The organism is Stackebrandtia albiflava, from assembly GCF_007994225.1.
Taxonomy (GTDB): Bacteria; Actinomycetota; Actinomycetes; order Mycobacteriales; family Micromonosporaceae; genus Stackebrandtia; species Stackebrandtia albiflava.
The window spans coordinates 1,402,808-1,427,430 of the sequence record NZ_VLLL01000005.1 but is presented as its reverse complement, the minus strand read 5'-3'; the positions used below and the strand labels follow the sequence as shown (position 1 = coordinate 1,427,430).

Genomic DNA, 24,623 nt, shown 5'->3' with positions numbered 1-24,623 from the left:
GTCAGGGGAGGATCCTCCGGTGGTCCGGGTCCTCCGGGTCGTCGCGGCGGGGAGGCGGGGCGTCCACCACCTCGCCCTCGATGACCTCACCGTCGTCGGCGACGGTGTCTCCCCCGCCCCACTGCGGTCGGACGACCCTCGGCCCGAAGAAACGGTTCATGGAGGGGGAGTCCATCCGGCGTTCCAGGAACCGTGCCACCACCGGCCGCAGCAGCGAACGGGTCCCCGGCAGCACGCACAGCAGCCCGGCGAGGTCGGACACGAACCCGGGCAGCATGAGCATCACGGAGCCGGCGACGCTGAGGGCGCCGGAGACCACGGCCGGTCCGGGCGGGTCGCCGTCGAGGATCGCCTGCCGGTACTCCCGCATCGCCTTCACACCGGTGAAGCGCAGCAGCACGCCGCCGAGCAGCCCCGTCACGATCATCGCGAACACCGACCATCCGAAGCCGATCCACAGGGCGACGCCGACGAAGGCGGCGAGTTCGGCCGCCAGGTATACCGCGAGGGTCACCCGGGTGCGGTAACCCACCTGCGGCTGTGGAACGGTCACGATGTCCGGTCGCTCCTTCCGGTCAGCCAGGAGGCGGTCCGCCGGAGACGGTCGCGCACCCCCCAGGCGGTGACCCTCAACAGCGCCTCCTGAACGATGGCGCCGTTCATCTTCGACTCGCCGCGCTCCCGCTGCGCGAAGGTGATGGGGACCTCCCGGACGTCCAGTCCGGCGGCCACCGCGCGCCAGGCGAGGTCGATCTGGAAACAGTACCCCTGCGGGGGACGCCAGTTCGGCGTGATCTCGTCGAGCACCGCCATGCGGTAGGCCCGGTATCCGGCGGTGGAGTCCTTCACGGGGATGCCCAGCGCGAGCCTGGTGTACAGGTTGGCGCCGCGGGACAGGAACAGCCGGTGCACGGGCCAGTTGACCACGAGGCCGCCCGGGACGTACCGGGAACCGATGACCATGTCGGCATCACCCAGGGCGTCCAGTAGCCGGCTCAGTTGCTCGGGGGCGTGGGACCCGTCCGCGTCCATCTCGCAGGCGGCGTCGTAGCCGTGGTCGCGTGCCCATCCGAACCCGGCGAGGTAGGCTCCGGCGAGACCGCCCTTGCCCTCGCGGTGGAGGACGTGGACGCGGTCGTCGGCGGCGGCGAGGCGGTCGGCGAGTTCACCGGTGCCGTCCGGGCTGGCGTCGTCGACGATCAGCACGTGTACCTGCGGCACCGAGTCTCGGACCCGTTTGACGATGGCCTCGACGTTGTCGGCCTCGTTGTAGGTGGGAATGATCACCAGTACGCGGCCGACCCCGGGGTATCCGTCGGTGGTCGCGGTGGTCGGGTCGTCGATCACGTCTCTCGCTTTCGCTGCGGTCAACCGGTCGTCGGTGCGGAGTCGTCGCGTGAGGCGACACGGTCGCGACGCCTCACCACTCCCGCGGCCACGACGGCCGCGAGGGCCGCGGCACAGGCCAGCAGTTCCGGCAGCGGTCCCAGCGTCGTCGCCGGAGTGGTGCCCTCCCCCAGTCTAAGGTCCGTCACTATAACGGCCTGAGTGTCGAAGGTCGTGAGGTCGTACACCCCGCCGTGGGCGTCGGTGAACCCGGACACGCCCACGGTGGACGCCATCAGGCCCGCCCGGCCGTGTTCGATGGAACGGAGCCGCACCATCGCCATCTGCTGGTTGGCCTCGGCGTTGTCGAACGTGGCGTTGTTCGTCTGCACCGCCAGGATCTGGGCGCCCTCGGTCACCGATTCCCGCACCAGGTCGTCGTAGGCGACCTCGAAGCAGATGATGCCCGACAACGTCCAGTCCCCCACCGGGATGACACCCGGTTCGGTGCCCGATTCGAATCCGTTGACGCGGTCGATGCCGTCGACCATCCGTTCGTCGATCCAGCCCGCGACGGTGCGCACCACCGGTTTCATCGGGATGTACTCGGCGAACGGCACGGGGTGCTGTTTGACGTAGACGAATCCGGGGCCGGTCTCGGGGCTCCACACGACGGAGATGTTGCGGTTGCCGTCGGCGTCGCGTTGCAGCGTCCCCAGGACGATCGGCACCCCGATCGCGTCGGCGGCCCGCTGGATCTGGGCGGCGGCGTCCTCGTTGGCCATGGGGTCGATGTCGGAGGAGTTCTCCGGCCACACCACGATGTCGGGCTGCTTCTCCCGGCCGTCGGCCACGGCCGCGGCGAGATCGACCGTCGCCTGCACGTGCCGGTCCAGCACCGCCCTGCGCTGCGCGTTGAAGTCGAGCCCGAGGCGGGGGACGCTGCCCTGCACGACGGCGACGGTGATCGTGTCGCCGGCGGGGGCGGTCATGCCCACCGGAAGCGCCAGGCCCGCCACGACGATGACGCCGGCCGCGGCCAGCGCCGCACCCGCCCGGCGTGAGGCGGCCCGCCGGAGCGCCACCGCGAGACCGCCGGCGGCGAGGATCGCCATGAGGGTCGGCAACGGTGCCAGGCGCCACTCCGGGAACGGGATGGCCACGCCTCGCGACTCGGCGAACTCGGCCGCCCATAGCAGGCCGGCCACGATCACGGCCACCGCGACGACGACGGCCGCGAGTATCGCCGTCGCCCGAACGGACACTCCCCGGCGGGGGCGGTGCCACAGCAGCAGCATGAGGCAGCCGCCGGCGACGGCGGTCAGGAAGGTCACCATCGGCGCCCCGCCCAGCCACGCGAACTGCGCCAGCGGCGAGTCGGCCTGGCTGAAGGCCAGGCGGCCCCAGGGGAAGCCTCCGAACGGGGTGCGGCTCCGTAGCGCCTCCTGACCCACCCACAGCAGGCCCACGAGCACCGGCCACCAGAGGCGGTACCGGTCGGCCAGCCGGCTGGTGAAGGCCGCGGCGCCGCCCAGCAGTGCCAGGTAGAGCGCCTCCAGGATCGACAGCGCGATCCACGGCACCTCGCCGACCTGGGTGGACGTCCAGCTCAGCAGCGGGAAGAAGAAGGTGAGCCCAGTCAGCATGCCCAGTCCGAGGCCGGCGCGGATGCGGCGGCGGTGCCAGGCGACTCCGGCCATGGCGACACCGATCGGGGCGAGCCACCACAGGTCGTAGGGCGGGAACGCCAGCAGGAGCACCGGCCCGGCCAGTGCGGCGGCCACGATCGCCAACGGCAGCGGCAGGCGTGGACCGTCCGAGGGTGCGGGGAGCCGCCGGGGGCGTGGTCGCGCCGGAGGAGACGGCTGGGGCGGCGTGTCGACGGCGGTGGCCACTTCGTTGCTCCTCGGCAGGGGTCCGGGTCTGCGGGGTGCCTGGTCGCCCCTCACACGGGGACGGCGGGGGCTCTCACCGATCATGACGCATGTCCGGTGGCACGACCATCTTCCCTGCCGCGTCACGGGCGACGGCGACCGGTCCGGCGTCAACGGCGGCGAGTGGCGGTTCCGCGAGGTGGCGGCCGGGTTCCGGCACGGCAAAGGGGCGTAGCAATCGCCACGCCCCTCGCTCGGTTTCTCCCAGTCCCTGTACGGCCGGCAACGCCATGAGATCCCCGTTCCGCCTTCGGACCAACCCGGTACCGGCCGGATGCCGGCAACAGGCTGTTGTCTACTGGTGGAGCGCGTCCTTCGCGGCGATGCCACACGGCGACCGTCTCGCACCGCTCCGCCGACCCCCGCGCGCTGGACCTGGCCGCCGATCACGATGCGGCCGCGTCATGATCGATTGGTCCAGTCAGCGAAGGAGCAAAGCGAGTCGAGTCGCCCCCGACATAAGACGACGAACCCGGTAAAGACCCGTCGTCTCGGACGTAGAAACGGTAAGCCCTGCCCCCCTATGGTTGTCAACCGGGTCCGCGAAATTGGCCGTGCCATTTCTGGGCGGGGGTCCGATCAGGTGTTCAGGAGGCTGCCGCGAAGCAGCTCCAGGCCGATTCGAGGGTGGTCACCGGCCAGCAGACCGGCCGCCGCCAGGACATAAGGGACATCGATGACCGTCTTTGGGTTTGTCGGAAGTGGATAGCCTCCGGCGGTGTCGGAGGCCGTCGCGGCCCGGAGTGCGCGCATCGCGTCGGGATGGTGACGTAGCACACCTCCCGATCCGATGACGACACGGACCTCCCTGAGATCCTTACCACCCCGCAGCGGGGCGTCGGGGCCGCCGAGACGTTCGCCACGCGCATGACGGCGCAACGCGACGATCATCGCCAGTTCGGTGAGCCGCAGGTCGCGGGCGGCCTCCTCGGGGCCGTCGGGCAGCCAGCCCGGCGCGGCGGCACGCCGCCGCGCCGCCTCCGCCAGGCCCGCCGCCTCGTCGAGTTCCAGGAGGCCCTCCTCGGTGGCGGCCTCCACGACGCCTTCGGCGGTGTGGCGCATCCCCAGGTCGCCCTCGACGGTCCGGGACCGCCACGCGGTACCGGCCACCTCGCGGCGCGGTCCGGTGAGTTCGGCGTCCGGGGTCAGGACCGAGTACACGTCGGTGGTGGCGCCGCCGACGTCCACCACGACCAGGTCACCCATCCCGGGGCCGTCCCCCGCGCCGTCGGCGAGCAGTTCCACACCCGCCAACACGGCGTCGGGAGTGGCGGCGCGGACCATCGCGGGGAAGTCGCCCGAGGCGGACAACCGTTTGCCCGCGATGACGTGCCGCAGGAACGCCTCCCGCAGCGCCAGGCGTGCCGGTGCGGGACGGAGCGTCCCGATGACCGGCAGGACGTTGTCCACCACGGTGACCGGGACGCCGGCGCCGGTCAGGAGCGCCGTCACCTCCTCGGCGACCACGGCGTTACCCGCGAAGACCACCGGGACCCGCAGGCGGGTGTCACGCGCCACCGCGGCGGCCAGGCCGACCGTGTGGTCGCGCAGTACCGACTCGTCTCCACCGTCGGTCCCGCCCGCCAGCAGCAGGATGTCGGGACGGGAGTCGGCCAGCCGGGTGTACTCGGCCGGCCCCAGCCGCCCGGCGGCCACGTGCACCACCTTCGCCCCCGCCGACAGTCCGGCGCGGTGCGCGGCGGTGGCGGTGACCAGTGGTTCGTTGCCGATCACGGCCAGCCGGAGGCCGCCGCCGGCCGACGAGCACACCCGCAACTCACCGGCGGCCACGCCACGCGGCAGACGCTCGCGCACCGCCGCCACCACGGCGTGCAACCCGGCCAGCACGTCGGACTCGATCGTGGTCCGGTGTGTCGCCGTCGCCAGCAGCCGGCCGTCGGCCGGATCGACGGCGGCGGCCTTGGTGTACGTCGAGCCGACGTCGGCGCACAACAGGGCGGTCGTCACGTCGCCGCCGGTACCACGACGGTGCCGGTGGCGGTGGTGGCCACGATCGGTTCGGTCAGCGCCTCGGCGGCCGACTCGCCCTTGTCCGGGCGGCCACGGCACACCACCGACAGCGTGAAGTCGACGGTGCGGCTGCGGGAGCCGACCCGGGTGATCACCGCGGTCGCCTCGACGACGTCCCCGGCACGCACCGGCGCCCTGAACTGGACGTCGGAGTAGGAGGCGAACAGGCCCTCGTCGCCGTCGGCCACGATGCACAGTTCGGTGGCGACGTCTCCGAACAGGCCCAGCGAGTACGCGCCGTCGACCAGGTTGCCCGCGTAGTGGGCGTGGTCGTAGGAGACGTACCGGCGGTGCGTGACCGTCAGTCCCTCGTGTGCGGCGGTCATGCCACCATCTCCTTGCTCGTGATCAATGCGTGGGTGATGTAGGAGGCGACGTCGGCGGGGGTCGTGCCGCGGCTGAAGATCCGGTCCACGCCGAGTTCGCCGGCCATGGTCTCGTCGAAGCGTGGCCCGCCGATGATGAGCAGCGGCCGCCGCTGCGGCGGCAACGCCTCCCGGAACGCCGCCGACATCTCCCTGGTGTTGTGGAGGTGGGCGTCGCGCTGGGTGACGACCTGGCTGACCAGGACCGCGTCGGCCTGTTCGGCGATGGCGCGGTTGACGAGGTCGGGCACGGCCACCTGCGCGCCCAGGTTGAGCACCCGCAGCTCCCGGTAGTACTCCAGGCCCTTCTCACCCGCGAACCCCTTGATGTTGAGGATCGCGTCGATGCCGACGGTGTGGGCGTCCGTGCCGATGCAGGCGCCCACGACGACGAGTTTGCGGCCGAGCCGTTCCTTGACGATGCCGTTGACCTCCTTGGCGGTCAGCAGCGGGTAGTCGCGTTCCACCACGTTGACGTCGTCGAGGTTGACCAGGTGGTTGGCCTTCCCGTACACCACGAAGAAGGTGTGGGAGGTGCCGATCTGGGCGGCGTGTACCACCATCGCCGGGTCGAGTCCCATCTTCCCGGCGAGTTGTGCCGCCGCGCCCTCGGCCCGCTTGTCGTGCGGTACCGGCAGCGTGAACGACAACTGGACCATGCCGTCGCCGGTGGTGTCCCCGTACGGTCGGATGACGTTGCTCATGTCGCTTCTCTCTGGTCACGTCGGGCGGACCGTGGAACGGCCCGCCCGGGTCAGCCGGTGGTCTCCGGTCCGGACTCCAGCAGGTCGGTCGCCGGGTTGTAGTAGTCCTCGGCGTGCGGTTCCACCCCGTCGAGGCCACGGCCGGCGTCGGCGGGCCGCTTCATGATGCCGAAGGTGCCGTCGGCGATGGCGTTCAACAGTCCGTCGTCGACGATCTTCTCCAGCAGGTCGACCGCCTCCCCGAGAACCTGCCGGGCGCGGTTGGCGATGAAGCCGTCCGCCGGCGGGTGGAAGTCCTCGACCAGGCCGCCGCACGCGTTGAGGACGTAGCGCACGTTCTGCAACGCGATGTCGCGGTCGGACAGCCAGGGCGTCACGACCGCCTCGGTCATCATCCCGACGAGCAGGATGCCCTGGCCGGTCATCGCGCCCGCCAGGTTGAAGAACCCGTCCAGCAGGTTGCCCTTGAAGACGTCACCGGTCATGTGCCGGGTCGGCGGCATCCACTTCAGCGGCGCGTCGGGGAACAACTGCCTGGCCAGCAGCGCGTGGGCCAACTCCATCCGGAAGGAGTCCTTCAGGTCGGGGTTGATCTCGAACGCGTGCCCCAGTCCCAGCAGGTCGTCGGTGAGTCCCGCCTCGTGGGCGAAGAACTCGTTGAGGAGCTGCGAGACCGTCACGGTGTGGGCGGCCTCGACGGCGTCCGCGGTGGTGAGGTAGTTGTCCTCGCCGGTGTTGATGATGATTCCGGCGCGGGCGTGGATCTGCCGGGACAACCGCTGGTCGACGAAGGTGCGGATCGGGTTGATGTCGCGGAACAGGATGCCGTACATGCTGTCGTTGAGCATCATGTCGAGACGGCGCATCCCGGCGAGCGCGGCGATCTCGGGCATGCACAGCCCGGACGCGTAGTTGGTCAGCCGGATGTAGCGGCCCAGCTCCCGGGACGTCTCGTCCAGTGCCGCCCGCATGAGCCGGAAGTTCTCACCGGTGGCATAGGTGCCGGCGAAGCCCTCCCGGGTGGCGCCCTCGGGCACGTAGTCCAGTAGGGACTGTCCCGTGGAGCGGATGACCGCGATGACGTCGGCACCGGCGCGGGCGGCCGCCTGCGCCTGCGGGATGTCCTCGTAGATGTCGCCGGTGGCCACGATGAGGTAGATCCAGGGCCGCTGCGGCGGGTCGCCGATCTCGGCCACCAGTGCGTCGCGTTCGGTGCGGCGGCGGTCGATCAGTTCGACGCCCCCGGCGACCGCGGCGCGGGCCGCCCGGCGCGCGGCGACCGCCGCGTCACCGGTGGGGACGGTGAACTTCACGGCACCCGCGGCGGCCTTGTGCGCCAGCAGCGTCAGATCGGGATGGCCCTCCGACAGCATCGCGTGGAACACCGGCAGGGCGGCGCCGTGTCCGATGCCGACGTCGGCGCGCACGGCGTCCAGCAACCGGTTGACCCACGGGATGCCGTCGGGGTCGGCGCCCGACAGGCCGGCCAGTCGCAGCATGGCCCGCTCCACGGCCACCGTCGTGTGGCTGCGGGCGATGTCCACCACCGGCTGTCCGGCCCGGCGGGCCAGCCGCCTGGCCTTGGCGATCAGGTCGGTGTCGAGCGGCAACAGTGCCGGGGCGGTCATGACCGGTCCTCCTCCTCGTTGAAGATGACGACGCCCGCCGACAGGGTGCGGCGGCAGCGTGGCAGTTCGGCGTGCGGTGTCAGGTCGGGCAGTCCGGGCTCACGCCGGTCCCAGACGGCCAGGGTGGCCGGGCAGCCGGGGGCGAGCACGCCGGTGTCGTCGATGCCGAGCGCGCGCCATCCTCCCCGGGTGTGTGCCGCGAACGCGGCGGTCGGTGAGAGCCGCTGGACCGGGTTGTGGTGGTTGACGGCGGCGGCGACGCCGCCCCACGGGTCGAGCGGCGTGACGGGGGCGTCGGAGCCCAGGGCCAGGGGCACACCGACCCCGGCCAGCGACCCGAACGGATTCGACGCCAACGCGCGTTCGGCACCCAGCCGGGTGGCGTACATGGCGTCGGCACCGCCCCATCGTGCGTCGAAGGAGGGTTGCACGCTGGCGTACAGCCCGAACGCCACGAATCCCGCGATGAGCGACTTGTCGAGCATCTCGGCGTGCTCGACGCGGTGGCGGCCGGCCCGGACGGTGTCGATGCCGACGGTCTGGGCCGCTGCGGCGACGCCGGTGATCACGTTCTGGATCGCCTGGTCGCCGATGGCGTGGAAGCCGCCCTGCATGCCGTGCCCGGCGCAGTTGATGATGTGCTGTTCGACGTCCTCGGCCGACAGGTAGGCGTGGCCGCCGGTGTCGGCGTCGGAGTAGGGGTCGCGGAGGGCGGCGGTGTGCGCACCGATCGAGCCGTCCACGGAGAGGTCGCCGGCGCAGCCGTGGGCACCGAGGTCGCGGGCCTTGGCCGCGGCGCTGAGTTCACCCCACAGGCCGTACACCTGCGGCAGTTCCTCCGACGCCGCGAGCGCCAACAGGCTCGTGAAGTCGGCCTCGCCGGCGGAGGAACCGGGCGAGGGCATACCGCATTCGACGATCGCGGCGAGACCCAGCGAGGCGGCGTGTTTCAGGGCGGCGTGTTGCCACTGCCGCCGCTGCACGTCGGGGATCGCGGCGGAGGCGGCGGTGCGGGCGGTGCGGTGCGCGTGGAGGGTCAGTACGCCGCCGGCGTCGTATCCGGCGAGGCCCGCCAGGTCGGGCAGTTCGGCCAGCATCGCCGGGGAGGCGATCCCGGTGTGGCCGCAGGTGCGGTTGAGGTAGGCGCGGCGGCCTCCCACGGCGCGGTCGAGCTGCGCGGCGGTCGGCAGGGTCGGGTCCTCCCATTCGGTCTCGTCCCAGCCCTGGCCGAGCACGATCGCGGTGTCGGGGAGCCCGGCGGCGGCCGCGGCGACGGTGTCGAGCAGTTCGGTGGCGGACCGTACGCGCCCGAGGTGGAGGCCGGACAGTGAGCTGCCGGTGCTGGTGACGTGCGCGTGCGAGTCGACGAACGCGGGGGTAACCAGGCTGCCTTCCAGGTCCACGACCTCGTCGGCGGCGGGGGCGTCGGCGGTGTCGCCGAGCCAGCTGACGGTGTCGCCGGCGATCGCGATCGCCGTGGCGGTCGGGTATGCGGGGCTGAGGACGTGCCCGTTGCGGTAGAGGGTGGTCTTCGTCGTCATGACTGTCAGTCTGCCGCCAACCTGGCTTCGAACATCGTCCGGATCGCCGGGTCGGTGCGCAGCAGGTTGAGCGCGTAGTCGGCGTGGCCGGGTGTGTAGCCGTTGCCGACGATCATCTCGACGTCGGCGGCCAGGCCCTCGGCGCCGAGGGCGGCGGCCGGGAACGAGGTCGCCATGGAGAAGAACACGACGGTGCCGCCGGGCGCGGTGGCCAGGATGGCGCCGTGTTCGCATCCGGGGACGTCGACGCAGACGACCGTGATGTCGGCTCCGGTACCGAGCGCCCGGTGGACCGCGTCGGACACGGCGACGGGGTCGGTGGCGTCGGCGACGGTGATCTCGTCGGCGAGCGCCGCCTTGTCGAGCAGCGCGGCCTCTCCGGCGTCGCGTACCACGGCGAGCGTGGTGAGCGCGCCGCCGTCGCGGGACGCCGCCAGCGACAGGCTGCCGCTCTTGCCCGCCGCCCCCAGGACCGCGACGGTGGGCGCGGTGCCGGTGAGTTCACGGTGGCGGTTGACGATCCGGGAGGTCAGCGCCGGGGCGCCGCACACGTCGAATACCGCCAAAGCCAGTTCGTCGGGCAGATCCTCGGGCAGTCTGGCGGCTATGGAGCGGGAGAACAGGACGGCGTGGCCGTCGCACGGGATCTGTTCGGAGAGTCCGTCCCAGCGGGCGAGCCCGTCGTCGATCCGAAGCGGTGTGAGGGTGAGTGACACCAGGGTCGCGATCCGGTCGCCGGCCGACAGGCCCAGTGGAGAGGCGGCGTCGACGGCCTCGACGGTGCCGATGAGCATGCCGCCGGATCCGGTGACCGGATTGTGCATCTTGCCGCGTTCGGCGATGATCTCCGCCACCGCGGTCCGGATCGTGTCTCCGTCACCGTTATGGGCGGTATGTAGCTGTCGGTAGGAGGCTGCGTCGAGGTTGAGCCGTTCGACCCGGATCAGCACCTCGCCCTCCTGTACCGACGGTGTGGCGTCCAGGCGGTGGGCTGCCTGCGGCAACGCCCCCTCCGGGGCCAGGACCCGGTGCAGGCCGATGGGTGAACGGGTCGGACGCGGCATGGTCGCCTCCAGTTGGGTTGACTACGGTTGGCGTCACAATAGCCGAAAATCTTCCTGCAAGGTAGCTTGACATATGGAAGTCTTCCGCTATTGTTCGGCTCAGGCAGTGAAATCTAGCGAAGGTGACGTGATGGCTTCTCCGCAGACCGGGCAACCGTACGAGTACTCGCGTACCGAGCTCGTCGAACCGGACTGGCGCCGGTTCCCCGGGTGGGCCGACGTCAGCGAGGCCGACTGGGCCAGCGCGCAGTGGCAACGGGTGAACTGCGTGAAGAACATCGGCCAGCTGCGCAAGGTGATGGGCGACCGGCTCGACGACCGGTTCTACGCCGACCTGGAGGCCGACGGCGAACAGCGCGCCACCATGTCGATGCTGGTGCCGCCGCAGATGATCAACACGATGGCCCCGACGGTCACCGACACCGCGCCCGGCTCCTGGACCGACGCGTACTACGCCGACCCGATCCGCCGCTACATGCTCCCGGTGCTGTCCGACCGTCGCACCGACTGGCCGTCCCACCCGTTCGCCACCCGCGACTCGCTGCACGAACACGACATGTGGGTCGCCGAGGGCCTCACCCACCGCTACCCCACCAAGGTGCTCGCCGAGCTGCTGTCGACCTGCCCGCAGTACTGCGGGCACTGCACCCGGATGGACCTGGTCGGCAACTCCACGCCCACCATCGACAAGCTGAAGCTCAAGCTGAAGCCCACCGCCCGCTACGACAACATGATCGACTACCTGCAGAGCCACCCCGGTGTGCGTGACGTGGTGGTCTCCGGTGGCGACGTGGCCAACGTGCCGTGGAAGAACCTGGAGAACTTCCTGTCGCGGCTGCTCGACATCGAGAGCATCCGCGACATCCGGCTCGCCACCAAGGCGTTGATGGGCCTTCCACAGCACTGGCTGCAGACCGACGTGGTCGAGGGCATGGGCCGCATCGCCGCCACGGCACGGGAACGCGGCGTCAACCTGGCCATCCACACCCACGTCAACCACGTGCAGTCGCTGACGCCGGCCGTGGCCGCCGCCGCCCGCGCGATGCTCGACGCCGGGGTGCGCGACGTCCGCAACCAGGGCGTGCTGATGCGTGGCGTCAACGCCACCCCGGAGGACCTGCTGGACCTGTGTTTCGGTCTCCAGGGCGAGGCCGGGATCCTGCCGTACTACTTCTACATGTGCGACATGATCCCCAACTCCGAACACTGGCGGACCTCGGTCGCCGAGGCCCAGGCGCTGCAGACCGCGATCATGGGTTACCTGCCCGGCTACGCCACGCCGCGCATCATCTGCGACGTGCCGTTCGTGGGGAAGCGCTGGGTCCACCAGCTCGCCCGGTACGACGCCGAACGCGGCATCTCCTACTGGACGAAGAACTACCGCACCTCGATCGAGCGGGACGACCCGGACGCCCTGATCCGCGAATACCCGTACTACGACCCGATCGACACGCTTCCCGAGGCCGGGAAGGCGTGGTGGCGCCAGCAGCACTCCCCCGAGGAGGTCCTCGCCGAGGCGAACGCGGCGGCGGCACTCTCCCGCGCCGCCAGCACCTGACCCGCGTCATGCGGACACGGACCGGTGTGGGCGTTCGCTCCACACCGGTCCGGTCTACCGGCCCAACAGTTCTCCGGCACGCTCTCGCGCCGTGGACAGCATCTCGTACCAGGCGAACAGCTCGGTCTCGTGCGACACCAGGTATTCGGCCGTCAAACGGTCGACCGTGTCGAGGTGGGTCTGCCGCAGGCCGACCTGCTCGTCGCAGCCTATGTGGACCATCGCCATGGCGACCTCCTCGGCCTTGGCCTCCTCGAACAGCGGGGTACCCGGCTGCGGATCCCGGTCGGCGATCGGGTTCCACACCTCGTCGACGATCACCTGCCGGAACCGGCCCACGTCCAGCAATCCCGGATAACTGGCCTCGGACATGCAGACCGCCCAGTCGTCATAGGCGGCGATGACCTCCGACTGGACCTCCAGGGCGGTCATCACGCCCTGCTGGATACCGCGCACCGACAGGTAAGTGTGCTCGTGGTAGGACTCCACCTCGCCGTCGAACACCCGGTCTTGGACTTCGAACCGACAGCCCGCCGTGGAGTAGAGGACAGTGCGGTCGCCCACGGTCACCGCCTGCTGGTTCGGGATGTCGCTCTCGTCGACGACCAGGTGAGGGTTGTAGCCGTGAAGGGCTTCGTGGTACTCGCCGTACTCCTTATGACTGAGGCCCGCCACCGATCCGTCTTCGGCGACGGTCACGGGTTCACCGTTCAATGCATGGGAATGTTCGCGAAACTCGGTTTGAGACGCGCTCATCTCCGTGTTCCTCGGCGTACTCCCGGCTCGGCATACTCACGGTGAGATGGCGGTCCATCGCCTCGAACGGGTTCACCGTCTCGTTGAAGGTCCCCATGCCGAGATCGGGGTGCTCGGTGAAGCCCTTGCCTTCCATGCAGTCCCGGTAGAGCCTGATCAGGTCGTCCTGCAGCGCCAGGTTGGTGTCGAAGGCGGCGTTCCACTCCGATCGCAGCTCTTCGGCGCCGACGGGTTCCGTGGTGCCGCACCCGGCCGACAGCGCGAGCAACGGCACCACGGCCCACCCGATTCGGGAGTTCACCATGAGATCGATATCGTCACGATGTCGGGGTACATGGCGGTCGCCTCCGAGATGACGCAGTCGTCGACCTGCTTCCGGCTCGGCGCCTCGCCGCCCTCCACCAGGGTCGAGTCGACCAGGTCGTACTGGTTCACCGGTTCACCGGTGTAGGTGAAGCCCTCGGACTCCAGGCACTGCCGGACCTCGGCCATCAGCTCCGGCACGATCACGGCGTCCACGGTGGCACGGTAGTGGTCGGCCAGCGTCTGGAGGTACCGCCGGGTGCAGTCGTCATAGGCGGCGTGGAAGTCGTCGGTGGCCTCGCCTCCGGCCGGTTCGGCCAGGTACAGATAGGTCACCCCGTCGACGGGGTTCCAGCCCTCGAGCGTCAACTCGTGGCCGGCGTCCACAAAGCACTGCTGCATCAGTGCACCGGCCTTCTCGATCTCCGCGACCGTCACCTCGCCGTCCGCCAGCATCTCGGCCTGCTCGGTATAGCCGGATTCGCGGAGCACCGCCGCAGGGTCTTCCGCCGATGCGGACACGGGTTTCTCCGCGACACCGCCACAACCGGCGAGCGCGAACACCGTCAGAACGGACAAGGCCGACCACATGTGCGACTTCGGTTGCATCTCGATCATCACCATCATCGCATGAAGGGACCAGTAGGGTGTGGACGGTCACTGACGCGCCTGCCGCCCGATCGGGTGGGCGGCAGGCGGATACATCGCCGGAGGAACCGCGGATCTCACCACCGTGCGCGATAACCATTCGCCGCAAAGGAATCTAGCGCTTCGTCCACATCGAAGCAAGCGAAGTCCGGGCGGCGGCGCCGCCGTGCCGCTCCGGCGGGGTCACAGGTGGTCGACGACCATCGACTCGCGTGGGCCCAGGTAGCGGTAACCGCTGTCGGTCTCCTCGGCCAGCCAGCCGTTGACGGCCGCCAGCCCGTACGCGTTCAACTGGCCGTCGTGGATCCCGAACGCCTGGGCCGGGCGCACCGCCTTGACGAAGTCGATCGCCTCGTCGGTCTTGAGCCACGAGCCCTGCATCGGGACGCACAGCACCTCCACCGGCGTCTCCGGCCGGTGCACCGAGTCGCCGGGGTGGTAGACCCGTCCGTCGACGATGTAACCGAGGTTGGCGCACTCGGGGAGCCCGCCGTAGATGAGCGCGTGCTTGCCTCCGGTGGCGGTGACCTCGAAACCGGCGGCCTCGAAGGTCTCACCGCTGGACACCCGGACCAGGTTCAACCGTTCGAGGAGTTCCGGCGGGCCGATCCTGGCGCCCTCGGGGGCGAACACCGGGACGCCGGTCCCGGCCAGTCGCATAACGTCGATGTGATCGGCGTGCTCGTGGGTGACCAGGACCGCATCTGCGCCGACCAGGGCGGCGGGTTCGGACCAGATGCCCGGATCCACCACCAGCGCCCGGTCCCGCCACTCGAAGCGGACGCACGCGTGGGTGAACTTCGTAATCTTCATCACCCGAACCATACCGGCGGGCCCGGCGCCGGTCAGCTCGCCGCCACCACGCCCCGCTTGAGGGCGTCCGCCGCCTCGCGTGCGGTACCGGACAGCGGTGATTCGGCACCCGCGGCCTCGGCGATCTGTCCCAGCAGGTCGATGGTCTGCCGGGTCCATCTCACGAAGTCGCCCGCGGGCATGAATCCGTCCGGTCCGTCACCGGCGGCCAGCACCTTGGCGAGCGGTTCGCCACGGGCCCAACGGAACACCGGCCAGACGAAACCCAGGTCGGGCTCCCGCGTCAACGCCAGCCCCCGGGTGCGTTCCTCCCGGGCGATGGCGTCGTACCGGCGCAAGGTGGCCGCCACGGCGGTGGTGACGCCGCCCTGCGGGAGGGTGGGTGACATGTCGCCGTCCCGGCGCGACTCGTACAGGACGGTGCTGACCACCGCCGCGAGCTCGACGGCGGTGAGCTCGTCCCAGTCGCCGGACCGCACGCATTCGGCGACCAGCAGATCGGCCTCCGACCAGATGCGCGACAGCACTCCGCCCGAGGGGGACACCCTGTCGCCCTCGATGTACCCGTAGTGCGACAGCATGTCGCACACCCGGTCGAAGGTGCGTGCCAGCGAACCCGACCGCTTGTTCACCTTCTCCTGCAGGCGGCGGTAGTCGACCAGGAGCCGGTGCTTGCGCGCGGCCTCCCGCGCGTGCTCCGAGGCGTCCGGGCAGTCGTGGCACGGGTGCGCCCGCATCTGCTCCCGCAGGCGCTCCAGTTCGGGATCGACCCGGGCCGCCGACCGGCGGCGGCGCCCTCCGTCACCGTCGAGCATGATCGTCGAGGCGCGCAACTGGGCGGCCAGGTCCCGCCGGGCGGCGGGATTGCGGTGGTTGAAGTGTTTGGGGACCTTGATGCGGGTCAACGCCTCGACCTCGGTCGGGAACGCCGAGCCCGACAGGCGGCCCGCCCACCTGGCCTCGGTCAACACCAGCGGACGCACCTCACCGGCCCGGCCACCACGATCGACGCCCGGGTCCAGGACGACCGCCAGGCCGGCCCGCCTACCCGCCGGGATCCTGATGACGTCTCCGACCCGCAGCCGCGTCAACGCGGTCTGCGCCTCGGTGCGGGCTTCGGCCTTGCGCTGCCGGGAGGCGCGCTTCTCGCGGTCGGTGACCGCCATCCGCAGCGCGAAGTACTCCTCGAAGTCGCCGCGTTCGCACCGGATGGCGGAGTCGAACTCCTCGACGGCGCGTTTGGCGGCCCGGGCCTGTTCGGCGAGCCCGACGACCTTGCGGTCGGTCTGGAACTGGGCGAAGCTGGACGCCAGCAGCTCCCGGGACCGGCTGCTGCCGACGCTGCCGATCAGGTTCACGGCCATGTTGTAGGACGGCGTGAAGCTGGAGTTGAGGGGATACGTGCGGGTGGACGCCAGGCCCGCGACGTGACGCGGGTCCACGTCCGGGGTCCAGACGGTGACGGCGTGTCCCTCGACGTCGATGCCCCGCCGGCCCGCCCGGCCTGTGAGTTGTGTGTACTCCCCCGGGGTCAGATCGACGTGTTCCTCGCCGTTGTACTTGACGAGCCGTTCCAGGACCACCGACCGGGCGGGCATGTTGATACCCAGCGCCAGCGTCTCGGTCGCGAACACGACCTTGACGAGCCCCCGCAGGAACAGCTCCTCCACGATCTCCTTGAACACCGGCAACAGGCCGGCGTGGTGTGCGGCGATGCCGCGTTGCAGCCCCTCCAGCCACGGGTAGTAGCCCAGCGCGTTGAGGTCCGCGGCGGTGATGTGCCCGATCCGCTCCTCCACGAGCGCCGTGATCTCGGCGGACTCTCCGGGGTCGGTCAACCGGATGCCCTCGGCGAGGCACTGGCCGACCGCCGCGTCGCAACCGGCGCGGCTGAAGATGAACACGATCGCCGGGAGCAGGCCCTCGTCGTCGAGTTTGGCGACCACGTCGCTGCGATGCGTCGGCCGGGCACGACGTGGGCGGCCGCGGCGGTCGTAGCCCAGGCGGCGCTCCTGTTCACGGATGTAGCGCAGCAGTTGTGGGTGGGCCTCGTGGCCCGCCGCGGCGCGGCTGTCGGCGAACAGGTCGAACATGCGGCGTCCCACCAGCATGTGCTGCCACAGCGGCACCGGGCGGTGTTCCGACACCACGACCTCGGTGTGCCCCCGCAGCGACACCAGCCAGTCGGCGAACTCCTCGGCGTTGGAGACCGTCGCCGACAACGACACCAGGCTCACCGAGGCGGGAAGGTGGATGATGACCTCCTCCCACACCGCTCCGCGGAACCGGTCGGCCAGGTAGTGGACCTCGTCCATGACGACGTAGCCCAGGCCCTTCAACGTGCTCGAACCGGCGTAGAGCATGTTGCGCAGCACCTCGGTGGTCATGACCACCACGGGTGCCTCGCCGTTGACAACCGTGTCGCCGGTCAGCAGGCCGACGTTCTCGTCGCCGTGGATGCGGCGCAGGTCGTTGTACTTCTGGTTCGACAGCGCCTTGATCGGGGTGGTGTAGAAGCACTTGCGGCCGCCGGAGAGCGCCAGGTGCACCGCGAACTCCCCGACGACGGTCTTGCCCGCGCCGGTCGGGGCGCACACGAGGACTCCGGAACCGTCCTCCAGCGCCTCGCACGCCCGCTGTTGGAAGTCGTCGAGCCCGAAGGGGTAGGTGCCGACGAACTCGGCGATCCGGGGGTAGGCGGCCCGCCGCTTGGCGGCGGCATACCGGTCGGCGGGAGTGGTCATCCTCAAAGCCTAATCGGCGCATCACACCGGTAAGCAGGCGCCGCGCGGCGGGGCCGGTGTACCGGCCCACATTCCGCAGACGTATTGTCCCTTCCGTGCGACCCGACGACAGTGATGACACCAGCAGTCCTTCACCCGTTCGGCCGATACGGGCGGTCATGCTCGACTTCCACGGCACACTCGCCCAGCTGGAGCCGCTCACGCGGTCGGTGGAGTTGGCCGCCGCCCGTTGCGAGGTCGAACTCCCGCCATACCACGGCACCCTCATCGCCGACGCCCTCGGCGCGTTGGGGTGGCCCGGTTCCGGGCTACCGCCGAAGGTGTTGCCGTTCTTCGCCACCGCGTGGGCCGATCGCGACCTCACCGAGATCGATCACCGTGAGGCGTTCATCGGCCTGGCGTCGCAGACGTCGGGGGCGTTCGAGGGTTTCGCGGAGGCCGTGTACGACCGGTTGTGCGCACCCGACGGCTGGGTCGTCTACGCCGACACCCTGCCCTTGCTGGAGTCGCTGCGCGACGCCGGTGTTCCGGTGGCGGTGGTCAGCAACATCGGCTTCGACATCCGCCCGGTCGCCAAGCACCTCGGCTTCGACCACCTGGTGGACCACTGGGTACTGTCCTATGAGGTGGGATGGTGCAAGCCCGAGCCCGCGATCTTCCGGGAGGCGTGCGTGCGGCTGAAGGTCGACCCCGAGGACTGCCTGATGGTCGGCGACACGCTGGCCGACGCGGGGGCCAAGGAACTCGGATGCCGGACGTACCTGCTGCCGCACACCGGGCCGGGCGAGATCGTCGGACTGGACGCGGTACGCCGGATCGTGGTGTGACGGCCGCGTCGCTGATCCTGGTCTCCGGAGCGCCCGGCGCGGGAAAGACCACACTCGCGCGGCGACTGGCCGGTGAGCTCGGCCTGCCGTTGCTGTCGAAGGACGACGTCAAGGAGGACCTCGCGGCGGTCCTGCCGGCCGACGGCCTGGAGCGGAGCCGCGAACTCGGCAGAGCCGCCGTCACCGTGCTGTACGGTATGGCGGCCCGGCTGTCGGCCGCCGGGGTACCACTCATTCTGGAAAGCGCATTCCACGCCGGAGTGTCCGAGAACGACCTCCGCCCCCTGACTACCGGCGTCCACGCGGTATCCCTGCACTGCGAGGTGGACACCGAGACCGCCGGTCGACGCCACCGGGCCCGGCACGGACGGCGGCATCCCGTCCACCACGACGCGGCCCGCCACGTCGACGTCACCGACGCCCGGTGGGAACCGCCCGCGCTCGGCATCCCGTCCCTGCGGATCGACTGCCGCCACGGATACCGGCCGGGCTGGGCCGAGATCGTCCGGTTCACCGGACACGCCCCGGCCGCCTCAGCCTGAGACCGACACCAGGGTCGCGTACACCACCACGTTGTGCGTGTAGGAACGATCGGCCTCGTCGAATCGTCCACCACAGGTGATCAACCGCAACGCCGGGTAACCGGTGCCCGTGAACACCGCGCCGTAGGGGAAGTCCGCCTTCGGATAGGAACGCACCAGGTCGACCTGGAACACGGCCACGGTGCCGTCCGCCCGCTCCACCCGGATCTCGTCACCGGCCACCAGTTCACCGATGCGATAGAACACCGCCGCTCCGGTGAACCGGCTGTCGACGTGACCGACGATCGCGGCCGGCCCCACCTCCCCGGGGCTCGGCCCCAGCGAGAACCACCCCGCCGTGTCGGCCACCGACAGCGCCGGCACCTCGATCGTGCCGTCCTCGGCCAGGCCCACCTCCGCCACCGGCGCGGACACCCCGGCCGAGTCGATCTCGATCCGCACCGGCTCGGCACGGGGAAGGACATGCGGCGGCTCGGCGCCGGGCGGCAGCGACGGCACCGGTGGAGGTTCCTCCGGTGCGGCGGCCGGCGCCGGTTGCGACGCGGACAACGTCCACGGCGAGATGCCGCCCAGGAACAGGCCGACACCACCGGCGGCGAGCGCCGTCAACAGCGCGTACACCACCACCCGCGCCGGACCGGCCGGGCGGGCGCGTCTTCCCGGGTCACGCCGTCCCGGCACTGTCGTTTCGCCGGTAGTAGAACGTGGCGGCGATCGCGGCGGCCAGCAACATGCCGCCACCGATGAACAGGATCGTGTCGCTGCCCTCGGCCAGTGAACCGTCACCGGCCTTGGTGCCGCCGGAGGCGACGTTGAAGTGTGTGGTCTCCGGGGCACCGCCGGCGCACTGGACGGCCGCCAGGTACACCCCGGGCGGCGTGTCGCCGGTGACCAGCAGGGTGCCGGTGATGCGTTCGGCGGTCCCCGCCACGTCGTTCAGCACCACCAGGGGGCCGCCACCGGGCGTGCCGTACCAGATGTCGGCCGTGGTCGCCCCGTTGCCGCAACCACCCGAGACCGTGATGTTGTGCCCGGCTTCGACCGTCTGCGGCGACACCGAGACCTCGGTGGCCGGTGTCGCGGCGGAGGGCGCCGCCACCGTGGCCCCGATCGCGGCGGTCACCGCCGCCGTGGCCAGAATCCGCTTCACCCGCATGTCGCAGACCCCCGTGTCCGTCAGCCCACGCCGATCCTCGCAGTGGCAAATTACCATGAAACCGCTGCTCAGTGCGGCGTTTCCCGCGCACCACGACCCCTTCCGGCACGGCCGTACCGGGCGCCCCACCCGTCAGGCGTCGCCGGGCACGATGGTCACCACGCGATCACAACGACTCGCCTGCGCCTCCACCTCTTCGGCGTTCACGAGGTCGTTGGAGTCGACCCAGGCGCGGGCCGCGGCGGCGTCCCGGCCGCCGTCACGCTGTCGACGCAGCAGCCGCGCCTCACGCAGTGGCCGCGGGGTCTCCACGTACCACAGTTCGGCCGCCAGGTCCGCGACCTCCCGCCAGCCCTGCTCGGTGCTCGCCAGGTAGTTCCCCTCGGTCACCACCAGCCGGACCCGCGGCTCCACGACGTGCCGGGCCGCGATCGGTTCGTGCAGGCGGCGGTCGTAGTCGGGGACGTAGACCGGGTGGGTCGTGTCGGAGAGCAGTCTTCGCAGCAACGCGAGGTAACCCCACACGTCGAATGTGAACCGGGCGCCCTTGCGGTCGGCGGTCCCGGCGCGGTCGAGTTGGCGGTTCGACAGGTGGAAGCCGTCGAGCGGCACGTAGGCGGCGACGGCGTCGCCCAGGCGCGCGTTCACCGCGTCGACGAGCCGGACCGCCAGTGTGGACTTCCCCGCGCCGGGCGGGCCCGCGACGGCCAGGATCGCCCGGCCGTGTGCCGGGGTGAGCGCGATCGCGTCGGTCAACAGGGCCTCGTCCATCGGCCCACGTTAGCGTGCGACGCGGTCAGATCGACCGATCCGATTCGACGATCCGCGCGCCCAACGGGACCAGCGACACCCGGATCATCTTGAAGTTGGCGACTCCCAGCGGGATCCCGATGACCGTGAGGCACAGCAGGATCCCGCTGCCGAGGTGACCGAGAGCCAGCCACCAACCGGCCACCACCAGCCAGATCACGTTGCCGATCACCGACATCACGCCGCTTCGGGGATCGTGGACGACGGTCCGCCCGAACGGCCACAGTGCATAGCCGGCGATCCGGAACGAGGCGATGCCGAACGGGATGGTGACTATCAGGACACAGCAGATCACCCCCGCCACGACGTAACCCAGCGCGAGCCAGAATCCGGACAGGACGAGCCAGATGAGGTTCAGCAAGGTCCGCATGTGTCGATACTGCCCGGTCGCCGCCCGAACGCGCCATCCGCCATGCCCCCGTTTCGGCTTGATCGGCCGGACGACCATCGACATGCCTCGAATAAGCCCGAATGTCCGATTTTGACCGTCGTGTGACCCACCAAGCCGCGATCAGGTGGGGTCGGAGAACGTGGAGAGCAGTTCGGCGAGCCGATCGTATCCGGGTGCCAGGCGGCGGAGCCTGGCCGCGCCGGCGGCGTGGTCGCCGGCGACCACGTCCCATTGGAAGGCACCGAGCAGGGCCGCCTGACCCGACAGCACGGCGGCGACCTCGGCGAGACCGATCTCGCCCAGCCAGTATGCGGCGTCGGTGAGTCGCCGCGCCCCGACCCGGACGGCGAAGTGTCCGAGCGTTCCCGTCAGGGCCGGTGGAAGGCCCGTCTCGCAGCGCTCCGCCAGCCGTTCCACGGCGGCGCGGCTCGTCGGTGCGTCGGCTCCGTTCTGTCCGGTCGACCAGGCGCGGGCCGCCGGAAGCGACCGGCGCACCGCCGAGACCGGATCGACCCGGGCGACCCTGCGGAACCCGCCGCGCCAGGTGTAGGGCTCGCCGTATCCGACGTGCTCGGCCCGCCAGGCCGCCAGCAACCGTTCCAGCGGGATTGCCGCGTGGGGGAAGCCGTGCGGGTCGTGCAACCTCACCGTGTCACCCTCCACTGCGTACGCGACGAGGAAGTGGTCCGCCCCGATGGGACCGGTCATGTCCGGGTGGTATCCGAGCAGGCCCATCTCCACCGGTCCGACCAACAGCGGGTCTTCGTGGGTGGCCCGCCGCAGGACCGCCTCGGCCGCCCCGGCGTCGGGAGCCGCCGCCGTGTCGCACTCCCAACCCAGTGAGGCGGTCGCCGCCGCCAGGCCGATGCCGGGATCCCAACCGGGCGGGTCGAAGAAGAACAGGTCGGGGCCGATGGCCTGGGCACCGAACGGGGAGCCGGTGAGCACCTCGATCAGTCCCGGCGGCACGGCCGGATCGTCGAGCATCATCGCGGCGGAGTTCGCATAGCAGTACGGCCCCGATCCGATGTACGCCGGAGTGGACATTCTTCACCCTTCGGTTTCGACGACGGGGAACGCGACGTCCATCGACGCGCCCCCGTCGGTGTAGGTCTCCAATGGACTTCCGGTGAGCGCCAGGCCCGGCCGGCCGGTGACCCAGCAGGCGACCGCGTCGTAGGCGCTCATGACGTGCGGGTAGGCCCGCTCCTCGCCGGTCACGGCGATGAATGCCTCCCGATGCGGTGCCGCCCAGCGGATCCGCAGGTCGTCCACGGGTTCGAGGACGCCGGTGAAGGGGATCGCGATCTCGACCGGACCGTCACCGTCCTCGGTGACCAGGCCGTGGAAGAACACCAGGAGCGGTGCGTCGTCACCGGCTCCGACCTGTTCGAGGTGTCGCCGGAGCGCCCGTTCCGTCGTGGTGACGGCCTCGTCGAGCGCGGACACCCGCACCCGGATCTCACGGGCGAGCAGTTTTCGGCCGGGGACGTCGCGCAGGGCGACCCGGGCGGTCAGGTCCTCCAGCGACTCGACGCCCCGGGCGAGGTCCTCCACCACCTCGGCGTGTCTCCTGAGCCTGGCGGCCCGGTCGTGGAGCAGTTCCCGCAGCCGGCCCGGCAGCCGCTCCGGGGGCAGGTCGAGCAGCGGCTCCAGCCGGTCCAGGGGTACCTCCATCCGGCGCAGCATCGCGATACGCCGGGCACGTGGGATCTGGTCCCGCCCGTAACGGCGGTAGCCGGTGGCCGGGTCGATCCGGCGCGGAGGCAGCAGCCCGCGTGCGGCGTACAGCCGCAGCGCCTTAGGAGACAGCCAGGTCAGCCGCCCGAACTCGCCCGGAAGCAGGAGGTCGTCGTCGGTCACCCCTCAAGGGTGCGGCGTGCCCCTGGGGCGAGGTCAAGCCCCACGGATGTGATCCCGTCCGCAGTCGTCAACCGCGGTCTCGGTGCCGGGGGTGGTTGCGGGCCATCCGTTCGTTTCCCCGCTTGTAGTTCCCCGTCCACCGCGCCATGACCTCCTGGGGATCGGAGTCCTCGACCTCGGCCAGGAACTCGGCGGCCCGGCCGCCGCGCAGGGTTCCGGCGACCCGGCCGTGGTGGGTGATGATCACCGTGCCGTTCTTGCGATGCATGTATTCGAAACCGTCGGGGGCTGGCATCTGGTGAGTGTGCCCGAGCCCTTCGGCCGCCGCAACCGGAAAACGCGCGAACGCCGCACCGGCGTACGGTGCGGCGTTCGCGGACGGATCGGTTCAGACGACGACGGACTTGAGCGCGTCGACGCGGTCGGTCTGCTCCCACGTCAGGTCCGGCAGTTCCCGGCCGAAGTGCCCGTAGGCGGCGGTCTGGCGGTAGATCGGGCGCAGCAGCCGCAGATCGCGGATGATCGCGGCGGGGCGCAGGTCGAACACCTTCCCGATCGCCTCCTCGATCTTCTCGACGGCGACGGTCTCGGTGCCGAAGGTCTCCACGCGGACGCTCACCGGGTGCGCCTTGCCGATGGCGTAGGCGACCTGGGTCTCGCAGCGCTCGGCCAGCCCGGCGGCGACCACGTTCTTGGCCACCCAACGCATGGCGTAGGCCGCGGAACGGTCCACCTTGGACGGGTCCTTGCCGGAGAAGGCGCCGCCGCCGTGACGGGCGTACCCGCCGTAGGTGTCGACGATGATCTTGCGGCCGGTGAGGCCGGCGTCGCCCATGGGGCCGCCGATCTCGAAACGGCCGGTCGGGTTGACCAGGAGCCGGTAGTCACTCGTGTCGATGTCCAGGCCCGCGAGCTCGGCCGCCACGACGTGCTCGGCGACGTCGGGGGTCATCAGGGACTCCAGCGAGATGTCGGGGGCGTGCTGGCTGGAGACCACGACGGTGTGCAGCTTGACCGGTGTGAGGCCGTCGTACTCGACGGTCACCTGGGTCTTGCCGTCCGGACGCAGGTAGGGGACGGTGCCGTCCTTGCGGACCTGCGACAGCCGCCTCGCCATGCGGTGGGCCAGCGCGATGGGAAGCGGCATGAGTTCGGGGGTCTCGCGGCAGGCGAAACCGAACATCATGCCCTGGTCACCGGCGCCCTGCAGGTCCAGTTCGTCACGGTCGCCGGCGTCGGTGCGCATCTCCAACGCCTTGTCGACGCCCTGGGCGATGTCGGGCGACTGGGCGCCGATCGACACGCTCACACCGCAGGAGGCGCCGTCGAACCCCTTCTTGGAGGAGTCGTAGCCGATGCCGAGGATCGTCTCGCGCACGATCGAGGGGATGTCGGCGTAGGCGGAGGTCGTCACCTCACCGGCGACGTGGACCTGGCCGGTGGTGATCAAGGTCTCCACCGCGACCCGGCTCGCCGGGTCCTGGTCGAGCAGCGCATCGAGCACGCCGTCACTGATCTGGTCGGCGATCTTGTCTGGGTGTCCCTCAGTCACAGACTCCGAGGTGAAAAGGCGACGTGCCACGGTGCTCCTAGATTGACGAATACGACGGACAACGAGT

At 70.5% G+C, this 24,623-nt stretch carries 25 protein-coding genes; 3 read left to right on the top strand and 22 right to left on the bottom strand.

Annotation, left to right across the window (positions count from 1 at the left end):
- Position 1: 1 nt before the first annotated feature.
- The 9 genes from LX16_RS07400 to kdd all read right to left on the bottom strand — a co-directional run bounded on the left by LX16_RS07400 (position 2) and on the right by kdd (position 10,593).
- Entirely contained in the window at positions 2–553 is a 552-nt protein-coding gene (locus LX16_RS07400) for an FxsA family protein (protein ID WP_158645514.1), read from the bottom strand.
- Positions 550–1,371 carry a polyprenol monophosphomannose synthase gene (locus tag LX16_RS07395; protein WP_244615707.1) on the bottom strand — a complete coding sequence of 274 codons (822 nt, stop codon included), beginning with the start codon at positions 1,369–1,371 and terminating at the stop codon, positions 550–552. Before LX16_RS07395 ends, LX16_RS07400 begins: the two co-directional genes overlap by 4 nt.
- The gene (gene lnt / locus LX16_RS07390) at positions 1,368–3,305 is read right to left on the bottom strand and encodes an apolipoprotein N-acyltransferase (RefSeq protein ID WP_425304409.1); all 1,938 of its coding nucleotides are present in this window, start codon (positions 3,303–3,305) and stop codon (positions 1,368–1,370) included. The genes LX16_RS07395 and lnt overlap by 4 nt, the downstream gene beginning before the upstream one ends.
- Positions 3,306–3,839: 534 nt before the next feature.
- On the bottom strand, positions 3,840–5,228 hold the full coding sequence (locus tag LX16_RS07385) for a glutamate mutase L (protein WP_244615706.1): 1,389 nt from the start codon (positions 5,226–5,228) through the stop codon (positions 3,840–3,842).
- Positions 5,225–5,617 carry a 3-aminobutyryl-CoA ammonia lyase gene (gene kal, locus LX16_RS07380; protein ID WP_147135045.1) on the bottom strand — a complete coding sequence of 131 codons (393 nt, stop codon included), beginning with the start codon at positions 5,615–5,617 and terminating at the stop codon, positions 5,225–5,227. The genes LX16_RS07385 and kal overlap by 4 nt, the downstream gene beginning before the upstream one ends.
- A complete protein-coding gene (kamE, locus tag LX16_RS07375) occupies positions 5,614–6,360 on the bottom strand; it encodes a lysine 5,6-aminomutase subunit beta (protein WP_147135042.1) in 747 nt (248 codons plus the stop codon). Before kamE ends, kal begins: the two co-directional genes overlap by 4 nt.
- Before the next feature lie 50 nt (positions 6,361–6,410).
- Positions 6,411–7,988, bottom strand: coding sequence for a lysine 5,6-aminomutase subunit alpha (gene kamD / locus LX16_RS07370; protein ID WP_147135039.1), 1,578 nt, complete (start codon positions 7,986–7,988; stop codon positions 6,411–6,413).
- Positions 7,985–9,529, bottom strand: coding sequence for an amidohydrolase (locus LX16_RS07365; protein ID WP_147135036.1), 1,545 nt, complete (start codon positions 9,527–9,529; stop codon positions 7,985–7,987). The genes kamD and LX16_RS07365 overlap by 4 nt, the downstream gene beginning before the upstream one ends.
- A 5-nt stretch (positions 9,530–9,534) precedes the next feature.
- A complete protein-coding gene (kdd, locus tag LX16_RS07360) occupies positions 9,535–10,593 on the bottom strand; it encodes an L-erythro-3,5-diaminohexanoate dehydrogenase (RefSeq protein ID WP_147135033.1) in 1,059 nt (352 codons plus the stop codon).
- A 130-nt stretch (positions 10,594–10,723) separates the two neighbouring features.
- Here kdd and LX16_RS07355 point away from each other — a divergent pair, with 130 nt between their 5' ends.
- Complete coding sequence (locus tag LX16_RS07355; protein WP_147135029.1) at positions 10,724–12,151, top strand: KamA family radical SAM protein; 1,428 nt, start codon at positions 10,724–10,726, stop codon at positions 12,149–12,151.
- 54 nt (positions 12,152–12,205) lie between these two features.
- On the opposite strand, the gene LX16_RS07350 is transcribed toward LX16_RS07355, so the two are convergent.
- The 5 genes from LX16_RS07350 to LX16_RS07330 all read right to left on the bottom strand — a co-directional run bounded on the left by LX16_RS07350 (position 12,206) and on the right by LX16_RS07330 (position 17,415).
- On the bottom strand, positions 12,206–12,850 hold the full coding sequence (locus tag LX16_RS07350; protein ID WP_147135026.1) for a hypothetical protein: 645 nt from the start codon (positions 12,848–12,850) through the stop codon (positions 12,206–12,208).
- A 4-nt stretch (positions 12,851–12,854) separates the two neighbouring features.
- The gene (locus tag LX16_RS07345; RefSeq protein WP_147135022.1) at positions 12,855–13,181 is read right to left on the bottom strand and encodes a hypothetical protein; all 327 of its coding nucleotides are present in this window, start codon (positions 13,179–13,181) and stop codon (positions 12,855–12,857) included.
- Between the two features lie 23 nt (positions 13,182–13,204).
- Positions 13,205–13,828, bottom strand: a complete 624-nt coding sequence (locus LX16_RS07340) for a hypothetical protein (protein WP_147135019.1) — start codon at positions 13,826–13,828, stop codon at positions 13,205–13,207.
- Between the two features lie 213 nt (positions 13,829–14,041).
- The gene (locus LX16_RS07335; RefSeq protein WP_147135016.1) at positions 14,042–14,671 is read right to left on the bottom strand and encodes an MBL fold metallo-hydrolase; all 630 of its coding nucleotides are present in this window, start codon (positions 14,669–14,671) and stop codon (positions 14,042–14,044) included.
- Between the two features lie 32 nt (positions 14,672–14,703).
- Positions 14,704–17,415 (bottom strand): DEAD/DEAH box helicase, encoded by a 2,712-nt coding sequence (locus LX16_RS07330; protein WP_147135013.1) that lies wholly within the window; start codon positions 17,413–17,415, stop codon positions 14,704–14,706.
- A gap of 95 nt (positions 17,416–17,510) precedes the next feature.
- Between LX16_RS07330 and LX16_RS07325 the strand changes: the two genes are divergently transcribed.
- Both LX16_RS07325 and LX16_RS07320 read left to right on the top strand, forming a co-directional pair.
- Positions 17,511–18,242 carry an HAD family hydrolase gene (locus LX16_RS07325; protein ID WP_147135010.1) on the top strand — a complete coding sequence of 244 codons (732 nt, stop codon included), beginning with the start codon at positions 17,511–17,513 and terminating at the stop codon, positions 18,240–18,242.
- Complete coding sequence (locus LX16_RS07320) at positions 18,239–18,784, top strand: P-loop nucleotide/nucleoside kinase family protein (RefSeq protein WP_158645513.1); 546 nt, start codon at positions 18,239–18,241, stop codon at positions 18,782–18,784. Before LX16_RS07325 ends, LX16_RS07320 begins: the two co-directional genes overlap by 4 nt.
- On the opposite strand, the gene LX16_RS07315 is transcribed toward LX16_RS07320, so the two are convergent.
- From LX16_RS07315 to metK, 8 genes are all read right to left on the bottom strand, one after another.
- A complete protein-coding gene (locus LX16_RS07315) occupies positions 18,776–19,465 on the bottom strand; it encodes a class F sortase (RefSeq protein ID WP_244615705.1) in 690 nt (229 codons plus the stop codon). The two genes, LX16_RS07320 and LX16_RS07315, sit on opposite strands and share 9 nt — an antisense overlap.
- Complete coding sequence (locus tag LX16_RS07310) at positions 19,449–19,934, bottom strand: hypothetical protein (RefSeq protein ID WP_147135004.1); 486 nt, start codon at positions 19,932–19,934, stop codon at positions 19,449–19,451. The genes LX16_RS07315 and LX16_RS07310 overlap by 17 nt, the downstream gene beginning before the upstream one ends.
- A gap of 138 nt (positions 19,935–20,072) precedes the next feature.
- On the bottom strand, positions 20,073–20,711 hold the full coding sequence (locus LX16_RS07305) for a nucleoside/nucleotide kinase family protein (RefSeq protein ID WP_147135001.1): 639 nt from the start codon (positions 20,709–20,711) through the stop codon (positions 20,073–20,075).
- A 25-nt stretch (positions 20,712–20,736) separates the two neighbouring features.
- Positions 20,737–21,120 (bottom strand): YccF domain-containing protein, encoded by a 384-nt coding sequence (locus tag LX16_RS07300; RefSeq protein WP_147134998.1) that lies wholly within the window; start codon positions 21,118–21,120, stop codon positions 20,737–20,739.
- A gap of 141 nt (positions 21,121–21,261) precedes the next feature.
- Positions 21,262–22,188 carry a hypothetical protein gene (locus LX16_RS07295; protein ID WP_147134994.1) on the bottom strand — a complete coding sequence of 309 codons (927 nt, stop codon included), beginning with the start codon at positions 22,186–22,188 and terminating at the stop codon, positions 21,262–21,264.
- A gap of 3 nt (positions 22,189–22,191) precedes the next feature.
- Positions 22,192–23,004 carry a MerR family transcriptional regulator gene (locus LX16_RS07290; protein WP_147134991.1) on the bottom strand — a complete coding sequence of 271 codons (813 nt, stop codon included), beginning with the start codon at positions 23,002–23,004 and terminating at the stop codon, positions 22,192–22,194.
- Between the two features lie 67 nt (positions 23,005–23,071).
- Complete coding sequence (locus LX16_RS07285; RefSeq protein WP_147134988.1) at positions 23,072–23,299, bottom strand: hypothetical protein; 228 nt, start codon at positions 23,297–23,299, stop codon at positions 23,072–23,074.
- 93 nt (positions 23,300–23,392) lie between these two features.
- Positions 23,393–24,586, bottom strand: coding sequence for a methionine adenosyltransferase (gene metK / locus LX16_RS07280; protein ID WP_147134985.1), 1,194 nt, complete (start codon positions 24,584–24,586; stop codon positions 23,393–23,395).
- Between the last annotated feature and the right edge of the window lie 37 nt (positions 24,587–24,623).